General features: G+C 71.3%; 20 protein-coding genes. 12 read left to right on the top strand and 8 right to left on the bottom strand.

Features of this window, described 5'->3' with window-relative positions; all coding sequences use genetic code 11:
• Positions 1–40 precede the first annotated feature (40 nt).
• Genes ACIQBL_RS35875 through ACIQBL_RS35860 form a run of 4 tightly spaced genes read right to left on the bottom strand, consistent with a single transcriptional unit; the run spans position 41 to position 7242 of the window.
• Complete coding sequence (locus ACIQBL_RS35875) at positions 41–1807, bottom strand: ABC transporter ATP-binding protein (protein ID WP_401949587.1); 1767 nt, start codon at positions 1805–1807, stop codon at positions 41–43.
• Positions 1804–3516 carry an ABC transporter ATP-binding protein gene (locus tag ACIQBL_RS35870; protein ID WP_401949585.1) on the bottom strand — a complete coding sequence of 571 codons (1713 nt, stop codon included), beginning with the start codon at positions 3514–3516 and terminating at the stop codon, positions 1804–1806. Before ACIQBL_RS35870 ends, ACIQBL_RS35875 begins: the two co-directional genes overlap by 4 nt.
• Positions 3517–3541: 25 nt before the next feature.
• Positions 3542–5404, bottom strand: coding sequence for an ABC transporter ATP-binding protein (locus tag ACIQBL_RS35865; RefSeq protein ID WP_401949582.1), 1863 nt, complete (start codon positions 5402–5404; stop codon positions 3542–3544).
• The gene (locus tag ACIQBL_RS35860) at positions 5401–7242 is read right to left on the bottom strand and encodes an ABC transporter ATP-binding protein (protein WP_401949580.1); all 1842 of its coding nucleotides are present in this window, start codon (positions 7240–7242) and stop codon (positions 5401–5403) included. The genes ACIQBL_RS35865 and ACIQBL_RS35860 overlap by 4 nt, the downstream gene beginning before the upstream one ends.
• Positions 7243–7425: 183 nt before the next feature.
• Here ACIQBL_RS35860 and ACIQBL_RS35855 point away from each other — a divergent pair, with 183 nt between their 5' ends.
• Genes ACIQBL_RS35855 through ACIQBL_RS35840 form a run of 4 tightly spaced genes read left to right on the top strand, consistent with a single transcriptional unit; the run spans position 7426 to position 11006 of the window.
• Entirely contained in the window at positions 7426–8337 is a 912-nt protein-coding gene (locus tag ACIQBL_RS35855) for an ATP-binding cassette domain-containing protein (RefSeq protein ID WP_401949577.1), read from the top strand.
• Positions 8334–9068: an ABC transporter permease gene (locus ACIQBL_RS35850; protein ID WP_401949574.1), complete on the top strand. Its 735-nt coding sequence runs from the start codon at positions 8334–8336 to the stop codon at positions 9066–9068. The genes ACIQBL_RS35855 and ACIQBL_RS35850 overlap by 4 nt, the downstream gene beginning before the upstream one ends.
• Positions 9069–9094: 26 nt before the next feature.
• Complete coding sequence (locus tag ACIQBL_RS35845) at positions 9095–10360, top strand: sensor histidine kinase (protein WP_401949571.1); 1266 nt, start codon at positions 9095–9097, stop codon at positions 10358–10360.
• Complete coding sequence (locus ACIQBL_RS35840; RefSeq protein ID WP_401949568.1) at positions 10353–11006, top strand: response regulator; 654 nt, start codon at positions 10353–10355, stop codon at positions 11004–11006. Before ACIQBL_RS35845 ends, ACIQBL_RS35840 begins: the two co-directional genes overlap by 8 nt.
• Positions 11007–11015: 9 nt before the next feature.
• On the opposite strand, the gene ACIQBL_RS35835 is transcribed toward ACIQBL_RS35840, so the two are convergent.
• The 3 genes from ACIQBL_RS35835 to glgX all read right to left on the bottom strand — a co-directional run bounded on the left by ACIQBL_RS35835 (position 11016) and on the right by glgX (position 15167).
• Positions 11016–11747 carry a hypothetical protein gene (locus ACIQBL_RS35835; protein WP_401949566.1) on the bottom strand — a complete coding sequence of 244 codons (732 nt, stop codon included), beginning with the start codon at positions 11745–11747 and terminating at the stop codon, positions 11016–11018.
• Positions 11748–11756: 9 nt separating this feature from the next.
• The gene (locus ACIQBL_RS35830; RefSeq protein ID WP_401949564.1) at positions 11757–12707 is read right to left on the bottom strand and encodes a hypothetical protein; all 951 of its coding nucleotides are present in this window, start codon (positions 12705–12707) and stop codon (positions 11757–11759) included.
• Positions 12708–12869: 162 nt separating this feature from the next.
• Positions 12870–15167, bottom strand: coding sequence for a glycogen debranching protein GlgX (glgX, locus tag ACIQBL_RS35825; protein ID WP_401949562.1), 2298 nt, complete (start codon positions 15165–15167; stop codon positions 12870–12872).
• Between the two features lie 152 nt (positions 15168–15319).
• Here glgX and ACIQBL_RS35820 point away from each other — a divergent pair, with 152 nt between their 5' ends.
• The 7 genes from ACIQBL_RS35820 to ACIQBL_RS35790 all read left to right on the top strand — a co-directional run bounded on the left by ACIQBL_RS35820 (position 15320) and on the right by ACIQBL_RS35790 (position 22481).
• On the top strand, positions 15320–16552 hold the full coding sequence (locus ACIQBL_RS35820; protein ID WP_401949560.1) for an Ig-like domain-containing protein: 1233 nt from the start codon (positions 15320–15322) through the stop codon (positions 16550–16552).
• Between the two features lie 201 nt (positions 16553–16753).
• Positions 16754–18001 carry an Ig-like domain-containing protein gene (locus ACIQBL_RS35815; RefSeq protein WP_401949558.1) on the top strand — a complete coding sequence of 416 codons (1248 nt, stop codon included), beginning with the start codon at positions 16754–16756 and terminating at the stop codon, positions 17999–18001.
• A gap of 79 nt (positions 18002–18080) precedes the next feature.
• Positions 18081–18848, top strand: coding sequence for an enoyl-CoA hydratase/isomerase family protein (locus tag ACIQBL_RS35810; protein WP_401949556.1), 768 nt, complete (start codon positions 18081–18083; stop codon positions 18846–18848).
• Between the two features lie 180 nt (positions 18849–19028).
• A complete protein-coding gene (locus ACIQBL_RS35805; protein ID WP_401949638.1) occupies positions 19029–19637 on the top strand; it encodes an ATP-binding protein in 609 nt (202 codons plus the stop codon).
• A gap of 147 nt (positions 19638–19784) precedes the next feature.
• Complete coding sequence (locus ACIQBL_RS35800; protein ID WP_401949554.1) at positions 19785–20591, top strand: polysaccharide deacetylase family protein; 807 nt, start codon at positions 19785–19787, stop codon at positions 20589–20591.
• Positions 20591–21790 (top strand): YncE family protein, encoded by a 1200-nt coding sequence (locus ACIQBL_RS35795; protein ID WP_401949552.1) that lies wholly within the window; start codon positions 20591–20593, stop codon positions 21788–21790. The genes ACIQBL_RS35800 and ACIQBL_RS35795 overlap by 1 nt, the downstream gene beginning before the upstream one ends.
• A gap of 88 nt (positions 21791–21878) precedes the next feature.
• A complete protein-coding gene (locus tag ACIQBL_RS35790; RefSeq protein WP_401949549.1) occupies positions 21879–22481 on the top strand; it encodes an ADP-ribosyltransferase in 603 nt (200 codons plus the stop codon).
• A 34-nt stretch (positions 22482–22515) separates the two neighbouring features.
• On the opposite strand, the gene ACIQBL_RS35785 is transcribed toward ACIQBL_RS35790, so the two are convergent.
• A complete protein-coding gene (locus ACIQBL_RS35785) occupies positions 22516–23151 on the bottom strand; it encodes a GNAT family N-acetyltransferase (protein ID WP_401949547.1) in 636 nt (211 codons plus the stop codon).
• A 276-nt stretch (positions 23152–23427) separates the two neighbouring features.
• Here ACIQBL_RS35785 and ACIQBL_RS35780 point away from each other — a divergent pair, with 276 nt between their 5' ends.
• The gene (locus ACIQBL_RS35780; RefSeq protein WP_401949545.1) at positions 23428–23640 is read left to right on the top strand and encodes an EF-hand domain-containing protein; all 213 of its coding nucleotides are present in this window, start codon (positions 23428–23430) and stop codon (positions 23638–23640) included.
• Positions 23641–23703 lie beyond the last annotated feature (63 nt).

The following is a 23703-nucleotide window of genomic DNA, read 5'->3' as shown; positions in this document are numbered from 1 at the left end:
CCCCTTCGGTGCGCTGATCTGCACCGGGGCTCAGCGAAGCTCACCCACGTTCCCCATGCCACGAGTGCCACAGCGCCGCATACGCCCCACCCGCCTCCACCAGCTCCTCGTGCGGCCCCAGTTCGGTCAGCAGCCCGTTCTCCATCACCGCCACCCGGTCCGCGTCATGGGCGGTGTGGAGGCGGTGGGCGATGGCGATGACGGTACGGCCCTCCAGCACGGCGGCCAGCGCGCGCTCGGTGTGCCGGGCGGTGGCCGGGTCGAGGAGGGCCGTCGCCTCGTCCAGGATCAGCGTGTGCGGGTCGGCCAACACCACGCGGGCCAGGGCGAGTTGCTGAGCCTGCGAGCCGTCCGTCGCCGAACCGTCCGCACCCAGCGCGGTGTTCAGCCCGTCCGGCAGCTCCCGTACCCACTCCTCCGCGCCGACCGCCGCCAGCGCCGCCCACAACTCCTCGTCCGTGGCGGCCGGTTCGGCGATCAGGAGGTTGTCGCGGACCGAGCCCAGGAACACATGGTGCTCCTGGGTGACCAGCACGACCTGGCGGCGCAGCGTCTCCGGCGCCAGCCCCGAGACCGGCACCCCGCCCACGGTCACCGTCCCCTCGGTCGGCGCGTCGACCCCCGCCAGCAGCCGGCTCAGCGTGGTCTTCCCGGCGCCGGACGGGCCGACGACCGCGAGCCGTTCGCCCGGCCGTACGGTCAGGTCGACGCCGTGCAGCACCTCGCCGCCGCGCTCGTAGGCGTACCGCACACCGGTCACGTCGATCCGGTCGTCCGTCGGAGTGGGCGCGTCCCCGTCGCCGTCCGCGCGGGGTGCCCGGGCCAGGCCCTCCACCCGGGCGAACGAGGCGCCGCTGCTCTGGAGTTGCTCGATCCGCATCAGGATCTGGTCCAGCGGCTCGGTGAACTGCCGCAGATACAGCGCCGCCGCGACGACCGCGCCCACGCCCACCGCCCCACGCCCGTGCAGCCACCCGCCCACGAGCAGCACGCCCGCCACCGGGACGGTGTACGACACCTCGACCGCAGGGAAGAACACGGTCCGCAGATACAGCGTGTACAGCCGGCTCCGCAGTGCCGTGCGCAGCGTGTCGTGGCTCGCGGCGACCCGCCGTTCCCGGAGCCGGAACGCCTCCACCGTGCGCGCCCCGGACGCGGTCGCCGTGAGGATCTCGGCGACCTCCGAATTGGCCGCGCCCTCCGCGAGATAGCCGTCCCGGGCCCGGCGCAGATACCAGCGCAGCGCGAACCAGATCGGCGTCAGACCCAGCACCCCGAACAGACCGAGCAGCGGGTCGAGCGCGAACACCGCGCCCATCACGAACAGCGCCTGCACCGAGTTGACCAGCAGATCGGGCCCGACATCGCGCAGGGTCGTGCCCACGATCGCCACGTCCGCGGTGCCGCGCGCGGTCAGGTCGCCGGTCCCGGCCCGCTCCACCACCGACGCGGGCAGCGCCAGCGCCCGGTCGACGAAGTCCTCCCGCACCCGGGCCAGCGTGCGCTCCCCGAACCGGTGCCCCACGTACCGCGCCCAGCGCGCCAGCAGCAGCTGGGCCAGCGCGCACACCACGATGACAAGGGCCAGCCGGTCGACAGCCCCCACCCCGGCCCCGGCCCGCACCTCGTCCACGATCCGCCCGAGCAGCCACGGCCCGGCCAGCCCGACGCCGGCGGCCAGCGCGTTCACCACCAGCACGACGACGAACGCCCGCCGGTCGGCCCGCACCAGCCGCAGCGCGGCCCGCCGCACGTCGGCCCGTTCGGCGACGGGCAGTTGACCCGTGGAAGACGTGGACGACGTCACCGTACGATCTCCTCCGCATCCGTGTCCCGGGCAACCAGGGCGCGGTAGCCGGGCTCGTAGTCCAGTAGCCCGCGGTGCGTGCCGCTGGCCGCGACCTTGCCGTCGACCAGGTAGTGCACGGTGTCCGCGTGGTCGAGGACCAGCGGCGACGTCGTGGTCACCACCGTCGTACGGCCCGTGCGCTCCGCGTGCAGCCGGCGCGCGACCGCCGCCTCCGTGTGGGCGTCGAGGGCCGAGGTCGGCTCCACCGCGAGCAGCACCTCCGGCTCGGCGAGCAACGCCCGTACCAGCCGCACCCGTTGACGTTGTCCCCCGGAGAGGCTGCGCCCCTGGGCGGCCACCGCCGAGTCCAAGCCCTCCGGCAGCCCCTGCACGATGTCGTCGGCGGCGCCCGCGCGCACGGCCTTCGCCACCGCCTCCGGCGACCGCTCCCGGCGCCCGGCCACCACCTCCCGCAGCGAACCGGCGAACAGGTCGGCCTCGTTGTCGGCGACCAGGATCCGCGCCCGGACCTCGGCCAGCGGAACCGCGTCCAGCCGCACCCCGCCCCAGGTCGCGGCGGACGGCGCGTACCGGCCGAGCCGGTCGACCACGGCCAACGCGTCCCCGGGCCGCGCCCCGACCAACGCCGTCAGCCGCCCCGGCAGCACCCGCACCCCCGAGTCCGGATCGTGCAGCACGGCCGGTTCGGCGGGCGCGGCAGACGTCCCGGTGTCCAGCACGGGCTCCAGCCGCAGCAGCGCCACGACGCGCCGCGCGGCCACCACGCCCCGGCTCAGCTCGTAGACCATCTGGACGAAGAAGGCCACCGGGCCGATCAGGACCGCCACATAGCCGTACACGGCGACCAACTCGCCGATGCTGAGCCGCCCTTGGGCCGCCAGCCGGGCCGCGAGCCAGGTCACCACGGCGAGGAACAGCGTCGGCAGCCCGACGCCGATCGCCTGCACCCAGCTGGCCACCGAGCCCACCCGGTACCCCTGGACGCGCAGCCGCTGCGAGTCGCGCCGGAACGCGTCCGCGAACAGCCCTTTGCCGCCAAGGCCGTTGAGGACCCGCAGGCCGCCCGCGAGGTCGCCGATGCGCGCGGTCAGCACGCTCTGCCGCTCCCGGTACTCCGTCTCCACGCCCTGCAGCCGCACCGTCAACGGTCCCGCGAGCAGCGCGATCACCGGCACGCCGAGCAGGACTACGGCGGCCAGCGGCGCCGAGATCGACAGCAGCACCCCCGCCACCACGCCGTAGACGACGAGGGCGCCGAAGCCGGGGCCGACGACCGTCAGGGACTGGGCGATCGTCCACACGTCGCCGACGCCGATCGTGATGACCTCACCGGCCTGCGCCCGGCGCGACAGCACGGCGCCCAGCCGGACCGCCTGCCCCACGATCAGCTTCACGGTGCGGAAGTTGGCGTCGATCCGCACCCGGGTCATCGTGCGGTGCCGCATGATGCTCAGCCACGAGTTGACCGCGCCGACCACGAACAGCACCCCGGTCCACCAGGCCAGCGTGCCCAGGTGCCCCGGCACCAGCCCGTCGTCGACCGCCCGTGACATCAGATAGGGCGCCGCCGCCATCAGCACCATCCACACACTCGACAGCAGCGCGCCCGAGGCCGCCCGCCCCGGCTGCCGCAGCACCAGCCACCACAGGAACCGCCAGCCGCCCCGGCAGTCGGGTGCCCCGGGGTCCTCGTCCGCGTGGATCATCGCCGCCCCCGTCGTGTCCGCCGGCTCATGCCAGACTGTCCCGCCACGCCCGGTGCAGATCCGAGAACCGCCCCGCGCCGGCGATGAGTTCGGCCGGTGCGCCGTCCTCGACGACCCGGCCGTGCTCCATGACCAGCACCCGGTCCGCGATCCCGACCGTGGACAGCCGGTGCGCGATCACGACCGCCGTACGGCCGCGCAGGACCGTCGACATGGCGCGCTGCACGGCCCGTTCGCCGGGGATGTCGAGGGAGCTGGTCGCCTCGTCGAGGATGAGGACCGCCGGGTCGGCGAGCAACGCCCGCGCGAACGCGACGAGTTGACGCTGCCCCGCCGAGATACGGCCGCCCCGCTTGCGGACGTCCGTGTCGTAGCCGTCGGGCAGCGAGCTGATGAAGTCGTGCGCGCCGATCGCCTTCGCCGCGCCCTCGATCTCCGCACGGCTCGCGTCCGGGCGGCCGATCGCGATGTTCTCGGCGACCGTGCCGGAGAACAGGAACGCCTCCTGCGTCACCATCACCACCCCGCGCCGCAGTTCGGGCCCCGCTAGGTCGCGCAGATCGACGCCGTCCAGCAGGACCCGGCCCTCGGAGGGGTCGTAGAAGCGGGCCAGGAGCTTGGCCAGGGTGGACTTGCCGGCGCCGGTGGAGCCGACGACGGCGACCGTCTGTCCGGCGGGCAGGGTGAGGTCGAAGCGGGGGAGGACCTCGCCGCCGGTGCGGTAGGTGAAGCGAACCCCGTCGAAGACGACCTCGCGGCCCGGCTGCTCCGACTCAAGTGCGGGGAGCCGCACGGGTGTTGAGGGCTCCGGGACGGAGGGCCTCTGGGCCAGCAGGCCCGCGATCTTCTCCAGGGAGGCCGCCGCCGACTGGTAGGAGTTGAGGAACATGCCCAGCCGGTCGATCGGGTCGTAGAGCCGCCGCAGATACAGGACGGCCGCCGCCAGCACGCCCAGTTCCAGCGAGCCGTCCGCGACCCGGTAGGCGCCCCACAGCACGATCACCGCGACGGTCGTGTTGGCGACCAGGCGGGAGCCGGTGACATAGCGGGCCATCTCCAACAGGGCGTCGCCGTTGGCGCGTTCGTGCCGTTTGTTGAGGACGCCGAAGTCGGCGTCGTTGACGTCCTCGCGGCGGAACGCGCGCACCGGCCGGATGCCGTTCATCGTCTCCACGAACTTCACGATCACCCGCGCGATGGCCGTGGACCGCGCCGCGTACACCCGCACCGCGCGCCGCTGGTAGATCCGGACCAGCACGTACAGCGGCACGAAGGACGCCACCGCGACCGCGCCGAGACCCAGGTCAAGCCAGAGCAGCATCGCCGAGATGTAGACGAAGGACAGGACGACCACGACCAGTTCCTGGAGGCCCTCGTTGAGCAGTTCGCGCAGGGCCTCGACGTCCGCGGTGGAGCGGGAGATCAGCCGGCCCGAGGTGTAGCGCTCGTGGAAGTCGATGCTGAGGGCCTGCGCGTGCCGGAAGATCCGGCCGCGCAGATCGAGCAGCACGTCCTGGCTGACGCGCGCGGACGCGCCGACGAACGCGTACTGGAGTCCGCCGGAGACCAGCGCGCACAGCAGATAACCCACCCCGACGGCGATCAGCGGCCCGCGGTCGTGGTCCCGGAACGCCGGTACCGCACGGTCGATGGCGTACGCCACCAGCAGCGGACCCGCCTGCACCGCCGCCTGCTGGAGCAGCAGGAGCAGCGACGTGACGGCGACCCGGGCCTTCATCGGCGCCAGCAGCGAGCCCAGCAGCGCCCTGGTCGCGCCCGGGGGAGTGGGCAGGACGTCCCGGTCGAAGGGGTCGTCGGCGGCGGGCGGGCGCGGGGGTTCCCGGTCGTCGTCGCCGGTGGTGGGTGCGGAGGTGGTGGCCGCGGTCATCGTTCGTCCCCCTGGTGGTCGGCTCCCGACATGAGTCGCGCGTACTCCGCGTTCGTGCGCAGCAGTTCGTGATGGGTGCCGACCGCGGCGATACGGCCGCCCGACAGCAGGGCGACGCGGTCGGCGAGCAGCACCGTGGACGGGCGGTGGGCGACGATCAACGCCGTGGTGTCCGCGAGGACGTGGCGCAGCGCGGCTTCTACGGCGGCCTCGGTGTGGACGTCCAGCGCGGAGAGCGGGTCGTCGAGGACGAGGAACCGGGGTCGGCCGACCACCGCCCTTGCCAGCGCGAGTCGTTGCCGCTGGCCGCCGGAGAGGCTCAGGCCCTGTTCGCCTACCTGGGTGTCCGTGCCTTGGGGGAGCGCGTACGCGAAGTCGGCCTGTGCGACGGCCAGTGCGCGTTCCAACTCGGCTTGCCCTGCGCTGTGTTCGGCCCCCATCAGTACGTTCTCCCCGACACTGGCCGAGAACAGGGTCGGTTCCTCGAAGGCCACGGCGACGAGTGCGCGCAGCGTTTGGCGGGGCATGGCGGTGATGTCCTTGCCGTCCAGTGTGATGCGGCCCGAGGTGACCTCGTGGAGGCGGGGGACGAGTGCCGTGAGTGTCGTCTTGCCGGTGCCGGTTGCGCCGACGAGGGCCATGGATTCGCCGGGTCTGATGTGCAGGTCGATGTTTTCGAGGATCGGTGGGGAGTCGGCGGGGGCGTCGGGATAGCGGAAGGAGACAGCGGAGAAACGGATGCCATCGTTGTCGCGTGCGGGCTCGTGGGGGCTGGGCGCGCCCCGCGGCGGAGCCGCACATCGATGCAGCCCCGCGCCCCTTGAGGGGGTTTCCTCTTCCGGAATTTCGTCCATTACCTCGAAGTAGCGCTCTGTTGCCGTTGCTGCCTCCTGGCTCATTGCCAGTAGGAAGCCGATCGACTCCACCGGCCAGCGCAGGGCCAGTGCTGTGGAGAGGAAGGCCACCAGGGTTCCCGCCGACAGGTTGCCGTCGGCCACCTGGACGGTCCCGAGGACCAGGGCCGCGCCGATGGACAGTTCGGGCAGCGTCACGATGACGCCCCAGATCGTGGCGAGCAGGCCGGCCTTGCGCAGCTCGGTGCCGCGCAGTTCCCGGGTGAGGGCGCGGAACGCGTGTGCCTGGCTGCGGTGCCGGCCGAAGCCCTTGATGATGCGGATGCCCAGGACGCTCTCCTCGACGACCGTCGTCAGGTCGCCGACCTGGTCCTGCGCGAGGCGCGCCACGTGCGCGTACCGCCTCTCGAAGATCACGCAGGTGATCATCACCGGCACGGCGGGACCCAGCAGCACGAGCCCCAGCGTCCAGTCCTGAAGCACCAGGATGACCACGCCCACCAGGATCGTCACCGCGTTGACCAGCAGGAACGTCAGCGGGAAGGCGAGGAACATGCGCAGCAGCATCAGGTCCGTGGTGCCCCGGGACAGCAGCTGGCCCGAGGGCCACCGGTCGTGGAAGGCCACCGGCAGCCGCTGGAGCCGCCGGTACAGATCCGCCCGCATGTCCGCCTCGACCCGCGACAGCGGACGCGCCACCAGCCAGCGGCGCAGCCCGAACAGCAGCGCCTCCGCGAGCCCGAGCAGCAGCAGATACAGCGCGCCGAGCCACACGCCCGCCGGGTCCCGGTCGGCGACCGGCCCGTCCACCATCCACTTCAGGACGAGTGGGATCACCAGCCCCGTACAGGAGGCGACGATCGCGACCCCGGCCGCGCTGAACAGCCGTACCCGCACGGGCCGGACGTACGGCCACAGCCGCAGCAGGACGCGGACGGCGGACCGGCCGGAGCGGTTCTCGGCGGAGGCGGGTGTCGTGGTCATCACGGGCGAGCCTACGGACCGCCACTGACAGTGCCCACCGAGTTTTGGCCGACCAGGGGTCGGACGAGGGGGTGGGCGCGGGCGTGGGCGACGGGTCGTAGGGCGGCATCAACCGATCGGCTGATGTGCGGTCGAGCGCGATGGCCGATGTGCCCGACCCGCCCCCGACGGGACCCTCGAAGCATGTCAGCCACCCCTGTCATCGAAGTCACCGCACTGCGCAAGTCCTACGGCGGCCGGGCCGTCGTCGACGGTGTCTCCTTCGCCGTCGAGGAGGGCGAGATCTTCGGGATCCTCGGCCCGAACGGCGCCGGCAAGACCACCACCGTCGAGTGCGTCGAGGGCCTGCGCGTCCCCGACGCGGGCCGGGTCCGCGTCACCGGCCTCGATCCCGTCGCCGACCACGAGCAGGTCGCCCGGGTCCTCGGCGCCCAGCTCCAGGAGAGCGAACTCCAGGCCAAGCTCACCGTCCGCGAGGCCCTTGAGCTGTACGCGTCCTTCTATCCGCACCCCGCCGACTGGCAGCCGCTGGCCGAACGCCTCGGCCTGACCGCCAAGTTGACCACCCGGTTCGCGAAGCTGTCCGGCGGGCAGAAGCAGCGCCTGTTCATCGCGCTCGCGCTCATCGGCAACCCCCGGGTCGTCGTCCTCGACGAACTGACCACCGGCCTGGACCCGCGCGCCCGCCGCGACACCTGGCAGCTCATCGAGGACGTCCGGGCGGGCGGGGTCACCGTCCTGCTCGTCACCCACTTCATGGAGGAGGCGCAGCGCCTCTGCGACCGGATCGCCGTGATCGACAAGGGCAAGGTGGCCGCCCTGGACACCCCGGAGGGCCTGATCCGCCGCTCGGCCGGTTCCACGGTCATCAGCTTCACGCCCTCCGCGCCCCTCGACGACGGTGACCTGAACGCGCTGCCCGCGCTCGAGTCCGTCGAGCACAAGGACGGCCGGATCACGCTCTCCGGGTCCGACGAGACCGTCAACGCCGTCATCACGCTGCTCGCCCGCAACCACATCACCGCCCACCAACTCCGGGTCTCCGACGCCACGTTGGACGACGCGTTCCTGGACCTGACGGAGGTCGCCCGATGAACACCGCAGTCCTGCGCACCGAGTTGCGCCTCTTCCGCCGCGAACCGGGCGCCCTCTTCTGGATCCTGCTCTTCCCCACCCTGCTCCTGGTGATCCTGGGCTCCATCCCGGGCTTCCGCCACCACGACCCCGACCTGGGCGGCCTGCGCACGATCGACGTGTACGTCCCGGTCACCGTCCTGCTCGGCATGATCGTCGGCGCGCTCCAGTCGATGCCCCAGAACCTCACCGGCTACCGCGAACGCGGCATCCTCCGCCGCATGTCCGCCACCCCGGTCCGCCCGTCCGTCCTCCTCTCCGCCCAGATGCTGGTCTACGGCACGGCGGCCCTGGCCTCCGCCCTGTGCGCCCTGCTCGTCGGCCGCCTCGCCTTCGCCGTACGCCTCCCGAAGCAGCCCTACGGCTATCTCCTCGCCCTGCTGCTCGCGATCCTGGCCGCGCTCGCGCTGGGCGCGGTGGTCTCCGCGCTGTCCCGGACCACGAAGATCGCCGGTGCGATCGGGTCGGCCGTGTTCTTCCCGATGATGTTCTGCGCGGGCGTGTGGATCCCGGTGAACTCCATGCCGGACGTCATGGCCCGGATCGTCGGCTACACGCCGTTCGGCGCCGCCGCCGAGGCCCTGAACCGGGCGGCGGCGGGGCACTGGCCGGGCTGGACCCATCTGGGCGTCCTCGTGGCCTGGACCGTACTGCTGACAGCCGGTGCCTCCCGCTGGTTCCGCTGGGAGTAGGGAAGGCCGCCATGCAGACTGGGGAGATGACCACGAGGGACCGGCAGATCGACCGCCGCTGGGAGCAGCTGCACACGTGGGGGCCGTACGGGCTGCTCGGTATCAGCGTCGTCCTCGCGGTCGCCTCCGCCGGTCTGTTCGACTACACCACCGAGTGGTACGTCGGCTGGGCCCTGACCGGCGCCGCGCTCGTCCTCCAGCTCTGGTGGCACGGCACCCGTGCCCGCCGCCCCGACCGCGGCCGGACCCCGTCGCGGGCGGGGACCCTGTACTACGTCCTCCGCTGGGCCCTCGCCTTCGTCCTCACCTGGATCGACCCGTTCTTCGCCTTCTACGCCGCCGCCGGCTACATGGACGCCGACGAGCTGATCCCCGGCAGGAACCGGCAGCGGCTCGCACTGGTCGCGAGCTCGGTGACCGTGGCCGGTGCGCAGGCCGGCGGGATGCCGTTCGGGAGCGCGGTCCAGTGGATCCTCTTCCTCGCGCTCCTGGTCGCCATGTCCGCCCTGCAGATGGTGGTCGCCCATCTGCAGGAGGCGGAGACGCGGCGCTCCCACGAACGCGGCGAGACCATCACCGAACTCGAACGCACCAACACCGCGCTCCAGCAGGCCCTCGACGAGAACGCCGCCCTGCACGCCCAACTCCTCGTCCAGGCAAGGGAGGCCGGGGTCGCCGACGAACGCCGACGGCTGGCCGCCGAGATCCACGACACGATCGCGCAGGGCCTGACCGGCATCATCGCCCAGCTCCAAGTCGTGGCGAACGCACCCGACTTGACGACCGCCCGTACGCATCTCGACCGCGCCTCCACCCTCGCCCGGCACAGCCTCGGCGAGGCCCGCCGCTCCGTGCAGAACCTCGCGCCCGTCGCTCTGGAGAACGACGGACTGCCCGAGGCGCTGAAGAAGACGGTCGCCGAGTGGGGCGAACGCACCGGCATCCGCGCCGAGTTCACCGTCACGGGCATCACCGAGCAACTGCACGACGAGGTCTCGGCGACCCTGCTGCGCATCGCCCAGGAGGCCCTGTCGAACGCGGCCCGGCACGCCCGCGCCACCCGCGTCGGCGTCACCCTCTCCTTCCTCGGCGAGGAGGTCATCCTCGACATCCGCGACGACGGACAGGGCTTCGACCCGCTCGCCCTTCCCGAACGCACCCGCACCGGCGGCTTCGGCCTCGACGGCATGCGCGCCCGCGCCGAACGCATCGCGGGCTCCCTCACGATCGAGACCGAGCCCGGTCACGGCACCGCCGTGTCGGCTCGCGTACCGTTGGTCCGCCATGAGTGACGAGCCGCTGATCTCCGTTCTGATCGTCGACGACCATCCCGTCGTACGCGACGGTCTGCGCGGCATGTTCGAGTCCGCGCCCGGATTCCGCGTCCTGGGCGAGGCGTCCAACGGCGTCGAGGCCGTGGAGCGGGCCGCCGCCCTCGACCCGGACGTCGTCCTGATGGACCTGCGGATGCCGGGCGGCGGGGGAGTCGACGCCATCCGGGAGCTGACCCGCCGCTCCGCCCGCGCCAAGGTGCTCGTCCTGACGACGTACGACACCGACTCCGACACCCTGCCCGCGATCGAGGCGGGCGCGACGGGTTATCTGCTGAAGGACGCGCCGCGCGACGAGCTCTTCACCGCCGTCCGCGCGGCGGCGGAGGGCCGCACGGTCCTGTCGCCCGCCGTCGCCTCCCGCCTGGTCTCCGCCGTCCGCAGCCCCCAGACCCCCGGCAACGAGCCGCTCTCCGCCCGCGAACGCGAAGTGCTGGCTCTCGTCGCCAAGGGCACGTCCAACCGCGAGATCGCCCGCGAACTCTTCATCAGCGAGGCGACCGTGAAGACCCATCTCACCCACCTGTACACCAAGTTGGGCGTCAAGGACCGCGCGGCGGCGGTCGCGGCGGCCTACGACCGGGGCATCCTGGGCCGTCCCGGGTAGACCGGGCCCTCAGCCCATCGCCGCGCGCAGACCGCGCACCCGGCCCAGTGGCCGACGCAGCCCGGTCGGGGTGTGGACGCCACTCGCGGCCAGGAACTGGCGCACCGACGTGAAGTTCGCCGCGCTCTCGACGGTGATCCGGGCCTCGACCGTCCGGTGCTCGAAGGCGTTGGTCACCTGGACGAGGAACCGGTACGGCGTGCGCGGACGCAGCGGGTGATCCGTCGTGAACGTGCCCGAGTAGCGTGCGCCGGACGCGTCGATGCCGTGGGAGTAGTGCCGTGGCTGATCGTCCGGGCCCCAGAAGATCGTGCCCGAGGTGTAGGAGTACGACGCCCAGGAGATCGTGATCAGGTTCTCGTGCCCGAGGGTTCTCGGCTGCCGGTCGACCAGGCCCAGCACGGGCACGCGGGGCACAGGTTCCGGATTCCCGGGCGAGCCGCCGCCGGGAACCACGACCTGGAAGGCGCCGGCCTGCACGTCGTCCGGCGGTCCGTTCCACTTGAACACCACGTCCCCCGTCACCAGGGTCCCCGCGTACGGCTGGAGTGCCGCCTTGGGCAGGTCGGCCGAGCGGACCGACCCGTCCATGATCGGGGTGGCGATGCCGTGCGGGAGCTCCACCCACACGTTGTCGGGTTCCTCGGGATCGGGGAAGAACCGGTCCAGGTCCCACTCCAGGTGCAGGGCACCCTCGTCCGTGAAGCTGCCGACGATGTTCGCGGGTGGTTTGCGTGACATGCCCGCCCCCTACTGGAGCGTGACGACGACGGGCAGCAGCCCGGCACCGTCCGTCATCGAGGCAAGCGCCTTGCCGACCACGGAGCCCGGTGTCCGGTTCGCGTCGGCGGCCTTCATGGCGTGTCCGGGGGTGGGGGACGAGGTGAGGAGGTCGCCCACCTCGATCGCGCCGAAGGAGGCGTCGACCCGGCAGTACGCCTTGCCCACCATGGCGATGGGCCGGGCCTCGTCGGCCGGGCGGCCGGAGTCGAGGATCAGGCCCGGCCGGTAGCTGCCCGCGCCGGCGACGACACCGACGACCCGCTTGTCGTAGGCGCGGTCGCTCGGTGCGATCCGGCCGTCCTCGTCCAGGCTCATCAGCGTGCCCGGCGCACAGGTCCCGGCCTCGGCCCGGGTCTCGAAGAGTTCGGCGAGGTCACCGCCGGTCAGCCGGATGTCACCGGTGACCTCGATGTCGCCGTGGACCACCAGTTTTCCCTGGAAGACGCCCGCCGGGCCGTTCGTGCTGGTGCCGAACACGCCCGCGCCGTTCACACTCTGTCCGACCACTCCCGAGCCGTCGGCCTTGTTCTCGCCCCACACGGCTGCGGCGCCCGTCGCGGCCGGGGAGCTGGTCTCGCCGTAGACCCCGTGCCAGTGCCGGCTCTTGCCGATCACCCCCGGGCCGCCCGCGACGCCCTCGCCCATGACGCCGGCGCCGCCCGTGGTGCTGTCGGTTCTGCCGTAGATCCCCATGCCGCCGGTGCTCTCCCCGATCACGCCGGGGCCGCCGCTGGTGCTGCTGCCGTGGACTCCGGCGCCGCCGGTCGTGCTGGAACTGATGCCGGCGACTCCGTGCCAGGTGCCGCCGTCGCCACGGACCCCTACGGAACCGCCCTGTCCGAAGACGGCGATGCTGTCCCCCTCGGACACCCCGTGAAAAGCGGGTTCGCCGTTGGTCCTGTTCTCGACGGTCGCCATCGACCCTCCACCCGTTGTGCGTCTCGTTGCCCGAGCCGTGCCCGGCGCCGAGGCGCCCGACACGGCGGCTCACTCGCGCGGGTGAGGAAGAAACGTTCGACCGTCAACGCGGCGCCGTCGCGTTCACCCCCGTCGCCGTGTTCGCCCCGGCCATCCCCGGCGTCAGCCCACCACCCTCAGCAACAGCACGGCCCTGGCAGGCACGGTGATCGCCGCCCCCGCCCGGTGCACCACCCCCGGCGCCTCCCCCTGCTCCTCCCGCGACGTGTCGACGACCACCTCGTACCGCTCCGCCCACGGCGGACCCGGTAGCACGAAGCCCACCGGGCGGTCGCCGGCGTGCAGGACGGCGAGGAAGCTGTCGTCGACGATCGGCGCCCCGCGTTCGTCCCGGCCCGGGATGTCCCGCCCCGAGAGATACATGCCCAGGGTGGCGGCGGGCGCGTACCAGTCCCGTTCCGTCATCTCCGCACCCCGCGCGGTGAACCAGGCCAAGTCCCTTATGCCGTCCGCCGAATGGGCCCGCCCGGAGAAGAACGCCCGGCGGCGCAGCACCGGGTGGCGGTGGCGCAGGTCGATCAGCCGCGCGGTGAGGTCGGTCAGCGCCCGCCAGCCCGGGTCCTCCAGCAGCCCCCAGTCCACCCAACTGATCTCGTTGTCCTGGCAGTAGGCGTTGTTGTTGCCCCGCTGCGTCCGCCCCAGCTCGTCACCCGCGACCAGCATCGGCACACCCGTGGACAGGAGCAGCGTGGTGAGGAGGTTCCTCAACTGCCGTCGCCGCAACGCCTTCACGCGCTCGTCGTCCGTCTCGCCCTCGACCCCGCAGTTCCAGGACCGGTTGTCCCCGGAGCCGTCCCGGTTCCCCTCGCCGTTGGCCTCGTTGTGCTTGCGCTCGTACGACACCATGTCGCGCAGGGTGTAACCGTCGTGCGCGGTAACGAAGTTGACGGAGGCGTAGGGGCGCCGGCCGCCCCACGCGTACAGGTCGCTCGACCCCGACAGGCGGTATCCGAGGTCCCGTACGTCCGGCAGCGCGCCGCGCCAGAAGTCCCGGACGGCGTTGCGATAGCGGTCGTTCCACTCCGTCCACAGCGGCGGGAACGCGCCGACCTGGTAGCCGCCCGAGCCGACGTCCCAGGGCTCGGCGATCAGCTTCACCCGTCGTAGCACCGGGTCTTGAGCGATCACGGCGAGGAACGGGGACAGCATGTCGACGTCGTGCATCGAGCGGGCCAGCGCCGCCGCGAGGTCGAAGCGGAAGCCGTCCACGCCCATCTCGGTGACCCAGTAGCGCAGGGAGTCGGTGATCAGTCGGAGCACGTGCGGTTGGACGACATGCAGGGTGTTGCCGCAGCCCGTGTAGTCCGTGTAGCGGCGGGCGTCGCTCTGGAGGCGGTAGTAGCCGCGGTTGTCGATGCCCTTGAGGGAGAGCATCGGCCCCAACTCGCCCCCTTCCGCCGTGTGGTTGTAGACCACGTCGAGGATGACCTCGATACCGGCCGCGTGCAGGGCCCGCACCATCCGCTTGAACTCGCCGACCTGTTGGCCCGCCGTGCCGGTCGCCGCGTAGGCCGCGTGCGGGGCGAAGTAGCCGATGGAGTTGTAACCCCAGTAGTTCTTCAGGCCCTTGCGCAGCAGATGGTCCTCGTGCGCGAACTGGTGGACGGGCAGCAGCTCCACGGCCGTGACGCCCAGTTTCACCAGGTGCTCTATGGCGGCCGGGTGCGCCAACCCGGCGTAGGTGCCCCGGAGTTCCTCGGGTATCCCGGGGTGCAGCCTGGTGAAGCCGCCCACGTGGAGTTCGTAGATGACGGAGTCCGCCCACGGTGTCTTCGGGCGGCGGTCGTCCATCCACTCGTCGTCGGTGGTGTCGTCGTGGACGACGACGCCCTTCGGGACGTAGGGCGCGGAGTCCCGGTCGTCGCGCACGGTGTCGGCGACCTGCTGCTGCGGCCAGTCCCGGACGTGCGCGTACACCTCGGGCGGTAGCCCGAACTCTCCGTCCACCGCCCGCGCGTAGGGGTCGAGGAGCAGCTTCGCGGGGTTCCAGCGGGCGCCGGTCCACGGGTCCCAGCGGCCGTGCACCCGGAAGCCGTAGCGCTGTCCCGGCATGACGTCCGGCAGGAAGCCGTGCCAGATCTCGTGCGTCAGTTCGGTGAGGGGGACCTTCGTCTCCACGCCCTCCGGGTCGAAGAGGCACAGCTCGACCGCCTCCGCGCCCCCCGCCCACAGTGCGAAGTTGGTGCCCGCCACCCCGTCCGGGCCGACCCGGAACCGGGCTCCCAACGGCATCGGCGCCCCCGGCCACACGGGCACCGGCGGTGCGCTGTGCACGGCGCCGTTCAGCGTCGGGGCGGCGCGCGGCGACGGTACGGCCGCGTCGTCGACGGATCGCTCCACCGGCACGCCGCCGTCGACGCGCCCCTCCTGCACGGCCTCCTGCTCGGCTGCGCTCGACACCGTCCGGCCTCCCGCGGCTCATGGAACGACGAGGTGAAGGCCATGCGACGTCCCGGTCGCGAGCCCCTGTCCTGTCATCCTCCCCACTGTTCTGCCCAGAGCTTGGGTCGCACTCACGTTTCCCTGAGGCAGGGCCGCTCGTTGAGCACCCCGTGAGGCATGCACAAGGGCGCGCGCGGCGCGCGGGGGTCGCACTGGCCGCCGTACTGACATGGGCAGGACTGCTGGCCGGAGCCACCGGCTGTACTTCCGACGGCTCGGGCGGGGGCGGTATCGACGAGCTCTTCGGCAAGGCACCGGCGCCCGAGGATGTGATCCGGATCTCGCCCGACGACACCGCCAAGGGCGTGAAACCCGACCAGCGGCTGGTGGTCCGGGTGCCCAGTGGGCGCCTGGAGTCCGTGCAGGTCGTCAAGGAGCAGGACGCCCAGGACACCCCGGTCCCGGGGCACATCTCCGACGACGGACTGCGCTGGGAACCCGAGGACACCAAGCTCGCGCTGGCCGCCGAGTACACCGTCGACGCGGTCGCCCTCGACGGCCACGGGCGCCGCTCCGCCCGGCACACCACGTTCACGACCTACGTCCCCGACGAACGGTTCATCTCGTACGTCACCCCGGAGAACCGCGCCACCGTCGGCACCGGAATGATCGTCTCCCTCGGCTTCAACCGGGACATCGAGAACCGGGCCGCCGTCGAACGCGCCATCCACGTCACCGCGAAACCGGCCGTCGAGATCCGCCCGCACTGGTTCGACAGGTCCCGCCTCGACTTCCGCCCCGAGAACTACTGGAAACCCGGCACCCAGGTCACCGTCTCCCTCCGCCTGCGCGACGTCGAGGGCGCACCCGGCGTCTACGGCCTCCAGTACAAGACGTTCTCCTTCACCGTCGGCCGCAGCCAGGTCTCCCTCGTCGACGCCGTCAAGCACACCATGGAGGTGCGGCGCGACGGCGACCTCCTGGCCACCGTGCCGATCACGGCCGGCGGCCCCAAGACCACCACGTACAACGGGAAAATGGTGGTCATGGAGATGCTGGAGGTGACCCGCATGAACAGCCGCACGGTCGGCTTCGGCGGCGAGTACGACATCCCCGACGTCCCGCACGCCATGCGGCTCACCGACTCCGGCACATTCCTGCACGGCAACTACTGGGCGCCGACCGCCCCCGGACGCGTCAACGTCAGCCACGGCTGTGTGGGGTTGAGGGACGTGAAGGGCGGCGGCTCGGACACCCCCGCCGGGTGGTTCTTCGACCGCAGCATCGTCGGGGACGTGATCGAGGTCGTGCACAGCAACGACAAACAGGTCGCTCCGGACAATGGCCTCGGAGGGTGGAACATGGGTTGGAAGGAGTGGAAGGCGGGCAGTGCGCTCAAGTGACCGGCGCCTTCGAGGGAGCAGTGCCCGCACGTGATCGGCGAAGGGGCGGGGAGCCTGTGCCGGGCGGCAGTTGAAGTTGCGACCGAACGGTGACATTCGCCTGACATGAAGCTCAAAACCTGGCGGTTAATATGCGCGGACGTGCACGTCAGATGCACGAAGGGGTGCGGGCCGGACCGGGCCCGGCGAGGGGAGAAAGTCTTGAACGTGCGACCGATATCGGGGGCGTCGGTTGACGCGCGCGGCCGGAGAAACAAGGGCTTGCTGGCGCTGATCCTCGGTGTGCTGCTGCTCGCCGTCACCGCGTGCGGCGGAGGCGGAGGCTCCACCTCCGGGTCAGGCTCGGGCGACAGCAAGGCCAAGGGCTCCGACACCACCCAGACCAAGCAGTCGCAGGCCGTCGTCACCATCGCCCCCAAGAACGGCTCGAAGTCCGTCGACACCAGCGGCGCCCTCAAGATCAGCGCCGCGAAGGGCAAGCTGACCGAGGTCACCGTCAAGGACGCCGACGGCACCGCCGTCAGCGGCGCGATCACCGGCGGCGGCGCGACCTGGACGCCCGCCACGCATCTCGCCGCCGCCACCAAGTACACCGTGCACGCGGTCGCCAAGGACTCCGACGGCCGGGTCGCCGCCGAGGACTCCAGCTTCACCACGCTGACCCCGAAGAACACCTTCGTCGGCTACTTCACCCCCGAGGACGGCTCCACGGTCGGCGTCGGCATGCCGTTCTCCATCCGCTTCACCCGGGGCATCACCCACCCCGACGACGTGAAGAAGGCGATCAGCATCACGACCTCGCCGGCCGTCGACGTCGAGGGCCACTGGTTCGGCAACGACCGCCTCGACTTCCGCCCGGAGAACTACTGGAAGTCCGGCACCAAGGTCACGATCAAGCTCAACCTCGACGGCGTCGAGGGCCGTTCGGGCGTCTACGGCAAGCAGATCAAGACGGTCGACTTCACCATCGGCCGCAACCAGGTCTCCATCGTCGACGCCAAGAAGCACACGATGAAGGTCACCCAGGACGGCAAAACCATCAAGACCATCCCGGTCACCACCGGCAAGCCCGGCTACGACACCTGGAACGGCCAGATGGTCATGAGCGAGAAGCTCACCGTGACCCGGATGAACGGCGACACGGTCGGCTACGGCGGCGAGTACGACATCAAGGACGTCCCGCACGCCACCCGCCTGACCGACTCCGGCACCTTCGTGCACGGCAACTACTGGGGCGGCGGCGCCTTCGGCAACTACAACGCCAGCCACGGCTGCATAGGCCTCCAGGACGTCAAGGGCGGTTACAGCAAGACAGTCCCGGCCGCGTGGTTCTTCAACCACTCGATCCTCGGTGACGTCGTGGTCGTCAAGAACTCCAACGACGCGACCGTGGCACCGGACAACGGGCTCAACGGCTGGAACATGTCGTGGGAGAAGTGGAAGGCGTAAGCCTCGACCGAGGTACGGGCCCGGTGCTGTGACCGACAGCACCGGGCCCGTTGTCGTTAGTCCCCGTTAACCTTCCGGCATGACCGTGAATCTCGAAGTCGCCGAGGGCGTCGGCACGATCCGCCTCGACCGCCCGCCGATGAACGCGCTGGACACCGCCACGCAGGACCGGCTCAGGGAACTCGCCGAGGAGGCGACGCGGCGCGACGACGTGCGCGCCGTGGTGGTCTACGGCGGGGAGAAGGTGTTCGCCGCGGGCGCGGACATCAAGGAGATGCAGCGCATGGACCACGCGGCGATGGTCGTAAGGTCGCGGGCGTTGCAGGAGTCGTTCACGGCGGTGGCCCGCATCCCCAAGCCGGTCGTCGCGGCCGTCACGGGCTATGCGCTGGGCGGGGGCTGCGAGTTGGCGCTGTGCGCGGACTTCCGTGTCGCGGCGGACAACGCGAAGCTCGGGCAGCCGGAGATCCTGCTCGGCCTGATTCCGGGCGCGGGCGGCACACAGCGGCTGGCCCGGCTGATCGGTCCCTCCAAGGCGAAGGACCTGATCTTCACCGGCCGGATGGTCAAGGCCGACGAGGCGCTCGAACTGGGCCTGGTGGACCGGTTGGTGCCGGCCGCCGACGTGTACACGGAAGCGCACGCGTGGGCGGCGAAGCTGGCGCAGGGACCGGCGCTCGCGCTGCGTGCCGCGAAGGAAGCGATCGACACCGGTCTGGAGACGGACATCGAGACGGGTCTGGCGGTCGAACGCACCTGGTTCGCGGGGCTGTTCGCGACCGAGGACCGTGAGCGCGGGATGCGCAGCTTCGTCGAAGAGGGCCCCGGCAAGGCGAAGTTCCTCTGAACCCGGCGCTCACATCACGCTCGGTTCCTCGCAATTGACGCGATGTCTCATCCGGGTCCCTCGGCGGGGCGGTTTATGGGAACCTTAACGTGACCTTAAGCCTGCCTTGTCGAGGGAGCCTGTCGATTGCCTCCAACAGAGCCTTCACCGCAGGTCGGAGGGGGTATGGCAAGCACTGAAATGCCCCTGGCATATGTCAATCGGATGTCGCGGAGCGGGGGCTTCCGGGGGGCGTATTCCTCCGGAACCGCCCCGGAGGCCGTTCGGGGCGGCCATGATGGACGCATGGCGGGGCTGGAAGGTATCGGACAGCCGCGGGGACAAGGCCGTGCGACCGCGGCGCGCTGGTCGCCTGCGGTCGAGGACGAGCGGGCACTCAAGGCGATCGAGCTGTTCGGCAATCCGACGGAGGCGGAGGTTCCGCTGCCGTCCCGCCCCGAGTCCGCCGCCACCGCCCGCAGACTCACCCAGATCGTCGTCCTGCGCCACTGGGGACTCACCCCGAAGCTGACCGAGGACGCCGTCCTGCTCGTCTCGGAACTCGTCGGAAACGCCGTACGGCACACGGGCGCCCGGGTGTTCGGCCTGCGGATGCGGCGCCGGCGCGGCTGGATCCGCGTCGAGGTCCGCGACCCCTCCCGCGGCCTGCCCTGTCTGATGCCGGTCCAGGAGATGGACATCAGCGGGCGCGGCCTGTTCCTCGTCGACAAACTCTCCGACCGCTGGGGCGTCGACCTGCTGCCGCGCGGCAAGACCACGTGGTTCGAGATGCGGGTCGCCGACCGCTGAACACCCCCTGTGCGTACGGCAGTTCGGGCGCCAGGTATCTCCATGCGGATGACCGTTCGCTCCCTGTGCGGACCCCCGTTCGAAGCGCGACCCGTGTGGGTCCCTCGTTCGGGTTAATGCCCCGCTTTCTTACCCAACGCGCCTTAAATGGTTCGGGTGACCACGACCGACCGCCGCACGGCGTTGCGTGCGGGTGCCGGGCTCGTCGCCGGGGGCGCACTCGCCGCCGGATGTGCCACGACCGGCCCCGCCGCACCCCCCGCCGCCGCCACCACGCACCCCTCCGCCGGCAAACCGGCACCCGCCGCCAAGGCGACCCCGCTCACCGCCCCCGCCCCGCGCGCCTTCCCCCGGCAGCCCGCGCAGATCACCCACGGACCCCGCGACCACCCCCGGGTCGCGCTCACCTTCCACGGCCAGGGCGACCCCAAGGTCGCCACCGCCCTCCTCACCGAGGCCGAGAAACACGGTGCCCACGTCACCGTCCTCGCCGTCGGCACCTGGCTCGACACCCACCCCGAGATGGCCCGCCGCATCCTCGACGGCGGTCACGACCTCGGCAACCACACCCAGCGGCACATCGCCGTCAACACCCTGTCCGAGGCCGACGCCCTGGCCGAGATCACCGGCTGCGCCGACCGCCTCAAGCGGCTCACCGGCTCGATCGGCACGTGGTTCCGCCCCTCGCGCGCCCCGGCCGCGTCCCCGCTCGTCGAGCGCCTGGCCCACCGCGTGGGCTACCCGCACGTGCTGTCCTACGACGTCGACTCCCTCGACTTCACCGCGCCCGGCGCCCCCGCCGTCACCCGCAAGGTGCTCGCCGAGGTCCGCAACGGCTCCGTCGTGAGCATGCACTTCGGGTACCCCGACACGGTCGCCGCGCTCCCCGCCGTACTGGAAGAACTCCACCGTCGCGGACTGCGCGCGGTGACGACCACGGAGCTGCTGAGCTGATGTCTCCCACCCCCCTCACCCGCGCCGCCCGTGTCCTGGTCACCGGCGCCGCCCTCGCCGCGCTGGCCGCCCTCGCCGGCTGCAGCTCGCAGGACCACGCCGACGAGGCCCTCGGCACCAAGGCCGCGCTCCAGCCGCAGCAGCAGAAGAAACAGCGGGAGGCGGCGCAGGCGTTGCCCGGTATGCCGCCGGTGCTCGACCCGACCGACGTGTACGCGGCCGACCGCCCGGGCCGCCTCTCCCCGGTGGTCAAGGACTTCCCGTCCCGGGTCTACGTCCCCAACACCGCCTCCAACACGGTCTCGGTGATCGACCCGAGGACGTACAAGGTCATCGAGACCATCCCGGTCGGCGCGCAGCCCCAACACGTCGTCCCCTCCTGGGACTTGAAGACGCTGTGGGTCAACAACGACCGGGGCAACACCCTCACCCCGATCGACCCGAGGACCGGGAAGGCGGGCAAGCCGGTCGCCGTGCACGACCCGTACAACCTGTACTTCACGCCCAACGGCAAGTACGCGATCGTCATGGCCTCCCTCGACCGACAGCTCGTGTTCCGCGACGCGCACACCATGAAGACCGTGAAGGCCGTCCCGGTCGGCTGCTACGGCGTCAACCACGCCGACTTCTCCCTGGACGGGCGGTACTTCATCGTCTCCTGCGAGTTCAGCGGGGAACTGCTCAAGGTCGACACCGAGAAGATGACGGTGATCGCCCACCAGAAGCTGCCGTTCCACGGCTCGATGCCGCAGGACGTCAAGGTCTCGCCCGACGGCAAGAAGTTCTACATCGCCGACATGATGGCCAACGGCATGTGGGTGCTCGACGGCGACACCTTCGCCAAGCCGGACTTCCTGCCCACCGGAAAGGGCTGCCACGGCCTGTACATCAGCCGGGACTCGCGCGAGATGTACATCTCCAACCGGGGCGAAGGCACCGTCTCCGTCTTCGACTTCCCCCAGAACAAGCTCACCAAGAAGTGGCACCTCCCGCACGGCGGCAGCCCCGACATGGGCGGCGTCTCGGCCGACGGCAAGGTCCTGTGGCTCTCCGGCCGCTACAACTCCGAGGTCTACGCCATCGACACCCGCACCGGCACCCAGCTCGCCCGCATCAAGGTCGGCGGCGGCCCGCACGGCCTCGCGGTGTATCCGCAGCCGGGCCGCTACTCGCTGGGCCACACGGGTATCTTCCGCTGAAGCCGATGTGGAATGCGGTCAGTTGGACACGCCCCCATATGGGTGATGATCCGCGACTCGTCGCCGCAGAACCGGAATCGTGCCCCGCATGATCACCCTTCACCTGCGGCGGCGGACCGCCGCCGCCGTCCTGTCCCTCGCGGCCGTCTTCGCCACCACGGCCGCGACCGTCCCCACGCACCCGCCCGTCCGGGCCGCCGCCGCCCCGGCCTGTCCCGAGGTCGCCGACCCCGCGATGGCCGCCGTCGACCAGCGCGTGGACATCAGCCGCATCACCCCCGACCCGGTCTGGCGCACGACCTGCGGCACCCTCTACCGCAGCGACAGCCGAGGCCCGGCGATCGTCTTCGACCAGGGCTTCGCACCCAAGGACGTCGTCAACGGCCAGTACGACATCGAGAAGTACGTCCTCGTCAACCAGCCCTCGCCGTACGTCTCGACGACCTACGACCACGACCTGTACAAGACCTGGTACAAGTCGGGCTACAACTACTACATCGACGCCCCCGGCGGTGTGGACGTCAACAAGACCATCGGCGACACCCACAAGTGGGCCGACCAGGTCGAGGTCGCCTTCCCCGGCGGTATCGCGCGCCAGTACATCATCGGCGTCTGCCCGGTCGACAAGAAGACCAAGGTCGAGATCATGAGCGACTGCGAGAGCAACCCGTACTACCGCCCGTGGCACTGACGCCGATCCGGCGGGACGCCTATGGGCGTGCCGCCTACGTGGCGCTGAGCAGCACCGCCTCCGAACCCACCGGACGGTAACCCGCCGCCAGGAACGCCCGCATGCTGCGGGCGTTCCCCGGCGCGACCTGCGCCCAGAGCGGCTCCGCGGCGAGGTGGCGGGCGGCGGCCACCAACGACCGCCCCAGCCCCCGGTGCCGTACGCCCTCCTCGATCTCGACGGAGACCTCCAGGCGGCCCGCGACCCCGCGGCCCGTCACCAGCACACCGCCGTCCGTCGTCCAGGCGCGGACGTCGTCGCGCCGGCCGCGGGCGTACACGATCCGGGGATGGTCGCCGTCCGTGATCTCCCGCAGGGGGAGCGGCGGTTCGCCCGGCAGCGGGGAACCCACGAGCATCGCGTCGATGGTCTCGGCCCTGCGGCCCGTGCGGTCGAGGAGGGCCGTCAGGAACCGGGGGTTCATCGGCGCCGCGAGCGCGTCGCACGGAACGGCGGCCAGGGTGTCGTGGACCCACTGCGGGTCCTCGTCCGTGAAGACCACCGCGTGCGCGGTGAAGGCGAGCACGCCCGCGTCCCGCTCGGACATCTGCGGCACGACGGTCGTACGACCGTCCGGCGGGGGGAGGTCGTCCCGGGCCACCGCGTCGAGAATGTCCCGCAGAGTCTCCATCACCAAGCTCCTCGCGCCGCCTGAGTCTCCACCCACTGGAAGGCCCACACTCGCAGACCTGCCGAGCTGTCTGGGGGGCAACCCCCCAGACCCCCCGAACGACGGCACCGGACTTCTCACCATCGGAGACTGGAACGGATGGAGCCGGCGTCCAACGACCGGCTCGCCCGGTGCCGGGAGGAGTGCGTGGGGGTGGTCGCCGCACTGCGTGCTGGGGTGGCCGGTTAACCTGGCCTGCGTCAACAGGCGGTAAAGCGTTACGAAGGGGCGGATCCGGTGGCGGACATCGAGGAAGCACGTAAGCAGTTCGAGCGGATCGACACGGATGGTGACGGCTTCATCACCGCGGCCGAGTTCAAGACCGCCCTGGCCCAGGGAGGCGACTGGAACGTGACCGAGGCGGTCGCCGAGGCCATCATCAAGAGCCGGGACCTCAACGGGGACAAGGTCCTGTCGTTCGACGAGTTCTGGGCCCACCTGAACAAGTGAGCCGAGCGGAAGGGGCGCCCGTCCTTCGGTGGACGGGCGCCCCTTCCGTCACCCGTACGGTGG

The organism is Streptomyces sp. NPDC088350, from assembly GCF_044753545.1.
Classification (GTDB): domain Bacteria; phylum Actinomycetota; class Actinomycetes; order Streptomycetales; family Streptomycetaceae; genus Streptomyces.
Note: the sequence above shows the minus strand (reverse complement) of the source record. Positions and strands in the feature narration are given on the sequence as shown.

Coding starts and splice junctions, on each gene's coding strand:
- ACIQBL_RS35870 (WP_401949585.1), bottom strand. CDS start 3,516: ATGATCCACGCGGACGAGGACCCCGGGGCACCCGACTGCCGGGGCGGC.
- ACIQBL_RS35865 (WP_401949582.1), bottom strand. CDS start 5,404: ATGACCGCGGCCACCACCTCCGCACCCACCACCGGCGACGACGACCGG.
- ACIQBL_RS35860 (WP_401949580.1), bottom strand. CDS start 7,242: ATGACCACGACACCCGCCTCCGCCGAGAACCGCTCCGGCCGGTCCGCC.
- ACIQBL_RS35855 (WP_401949577.1), top strand. CDS start 7,426: ATGTCAGCCACCCCTGTCATCGAAGTCACCGCACTGCGCAAGTCCTAC.
- ACIQBL_RS35850 (WP_401949574.1), top strand. CDS start 8,334: ATGAACACCGCAGTCCTGCGCACCGAGTTGCGCCTCTTCCGCCGCGAA.
- ACIQBL_RS35845 (WP_401949571.1), top strand. CDS start 9,095: ATGACCACGAGGGACCGGCAGATCGACCGCCGCTGGGAGCAGCTGCAC.
- ACIQBL_RS35840 (WP_401949568.1), top strand. CDS start 10,353: ATGAGTGACGAGCCGCTGATCTCCGTTCTGATCGTCGACGACCATCCC.
- ACIQBL_RS35835 (WP_401949566.1), bottom strand. CDS start 11,747: ATGTCACGCAAACCACCCGCGAACATCGTCGGCAGCTTCACGGACGAG.
- ACIQBL_RS35830 (WP_401949564.1), bottom strand. CDS start 12,707: ATGGCGACCGTCGAGAACAGGACCAACGGCGAACCCGCTTTTCACGGG.
- ACIQBL_RS35810 (WP_401949556.1), top strand. CDS start 18,081: ATGACCGTGAATCTCGAAGTCGCCGAGGGCGTCGGCACGATCCGCCTC.
- ACIQBL_RS35805 (WP_401949638.1), top strand. CDS start 19,029: ATGCCCCTGGCATATGTCAATCGGATGTCGCGGAGCGGGGGCTTCCGG.
- ACIQBL_RS35800 (WP_401949554.1), top strand. CDS start 19,785: ATGGTTCGGGTGACCACGACCGACCGCCGCACGGCGTTGCGTGCGGGT.
- ACIQBL_RS35795 (WP_401949552.1), top strand. CDS start 20,591: ATGTCTCCCACCCCCCTCACCCGCGCCGCCCGTGTCCTGGTCACCGGC.
- ACIQBL_RS35790 (WP_401949549.1), top strand. CDS start 21,879: ATGATCACCCTTCACCTGCGGCGGCGGACCGCCGCCGCCGTCCTGTCC.
- ACIQBL_RS35785 (WP_401949547.1), bottom strand. CDS start 23,151: ATGGAGACTCTGCGGGACATTCTCGACGCGGTGGCCCGGGACGACCTC.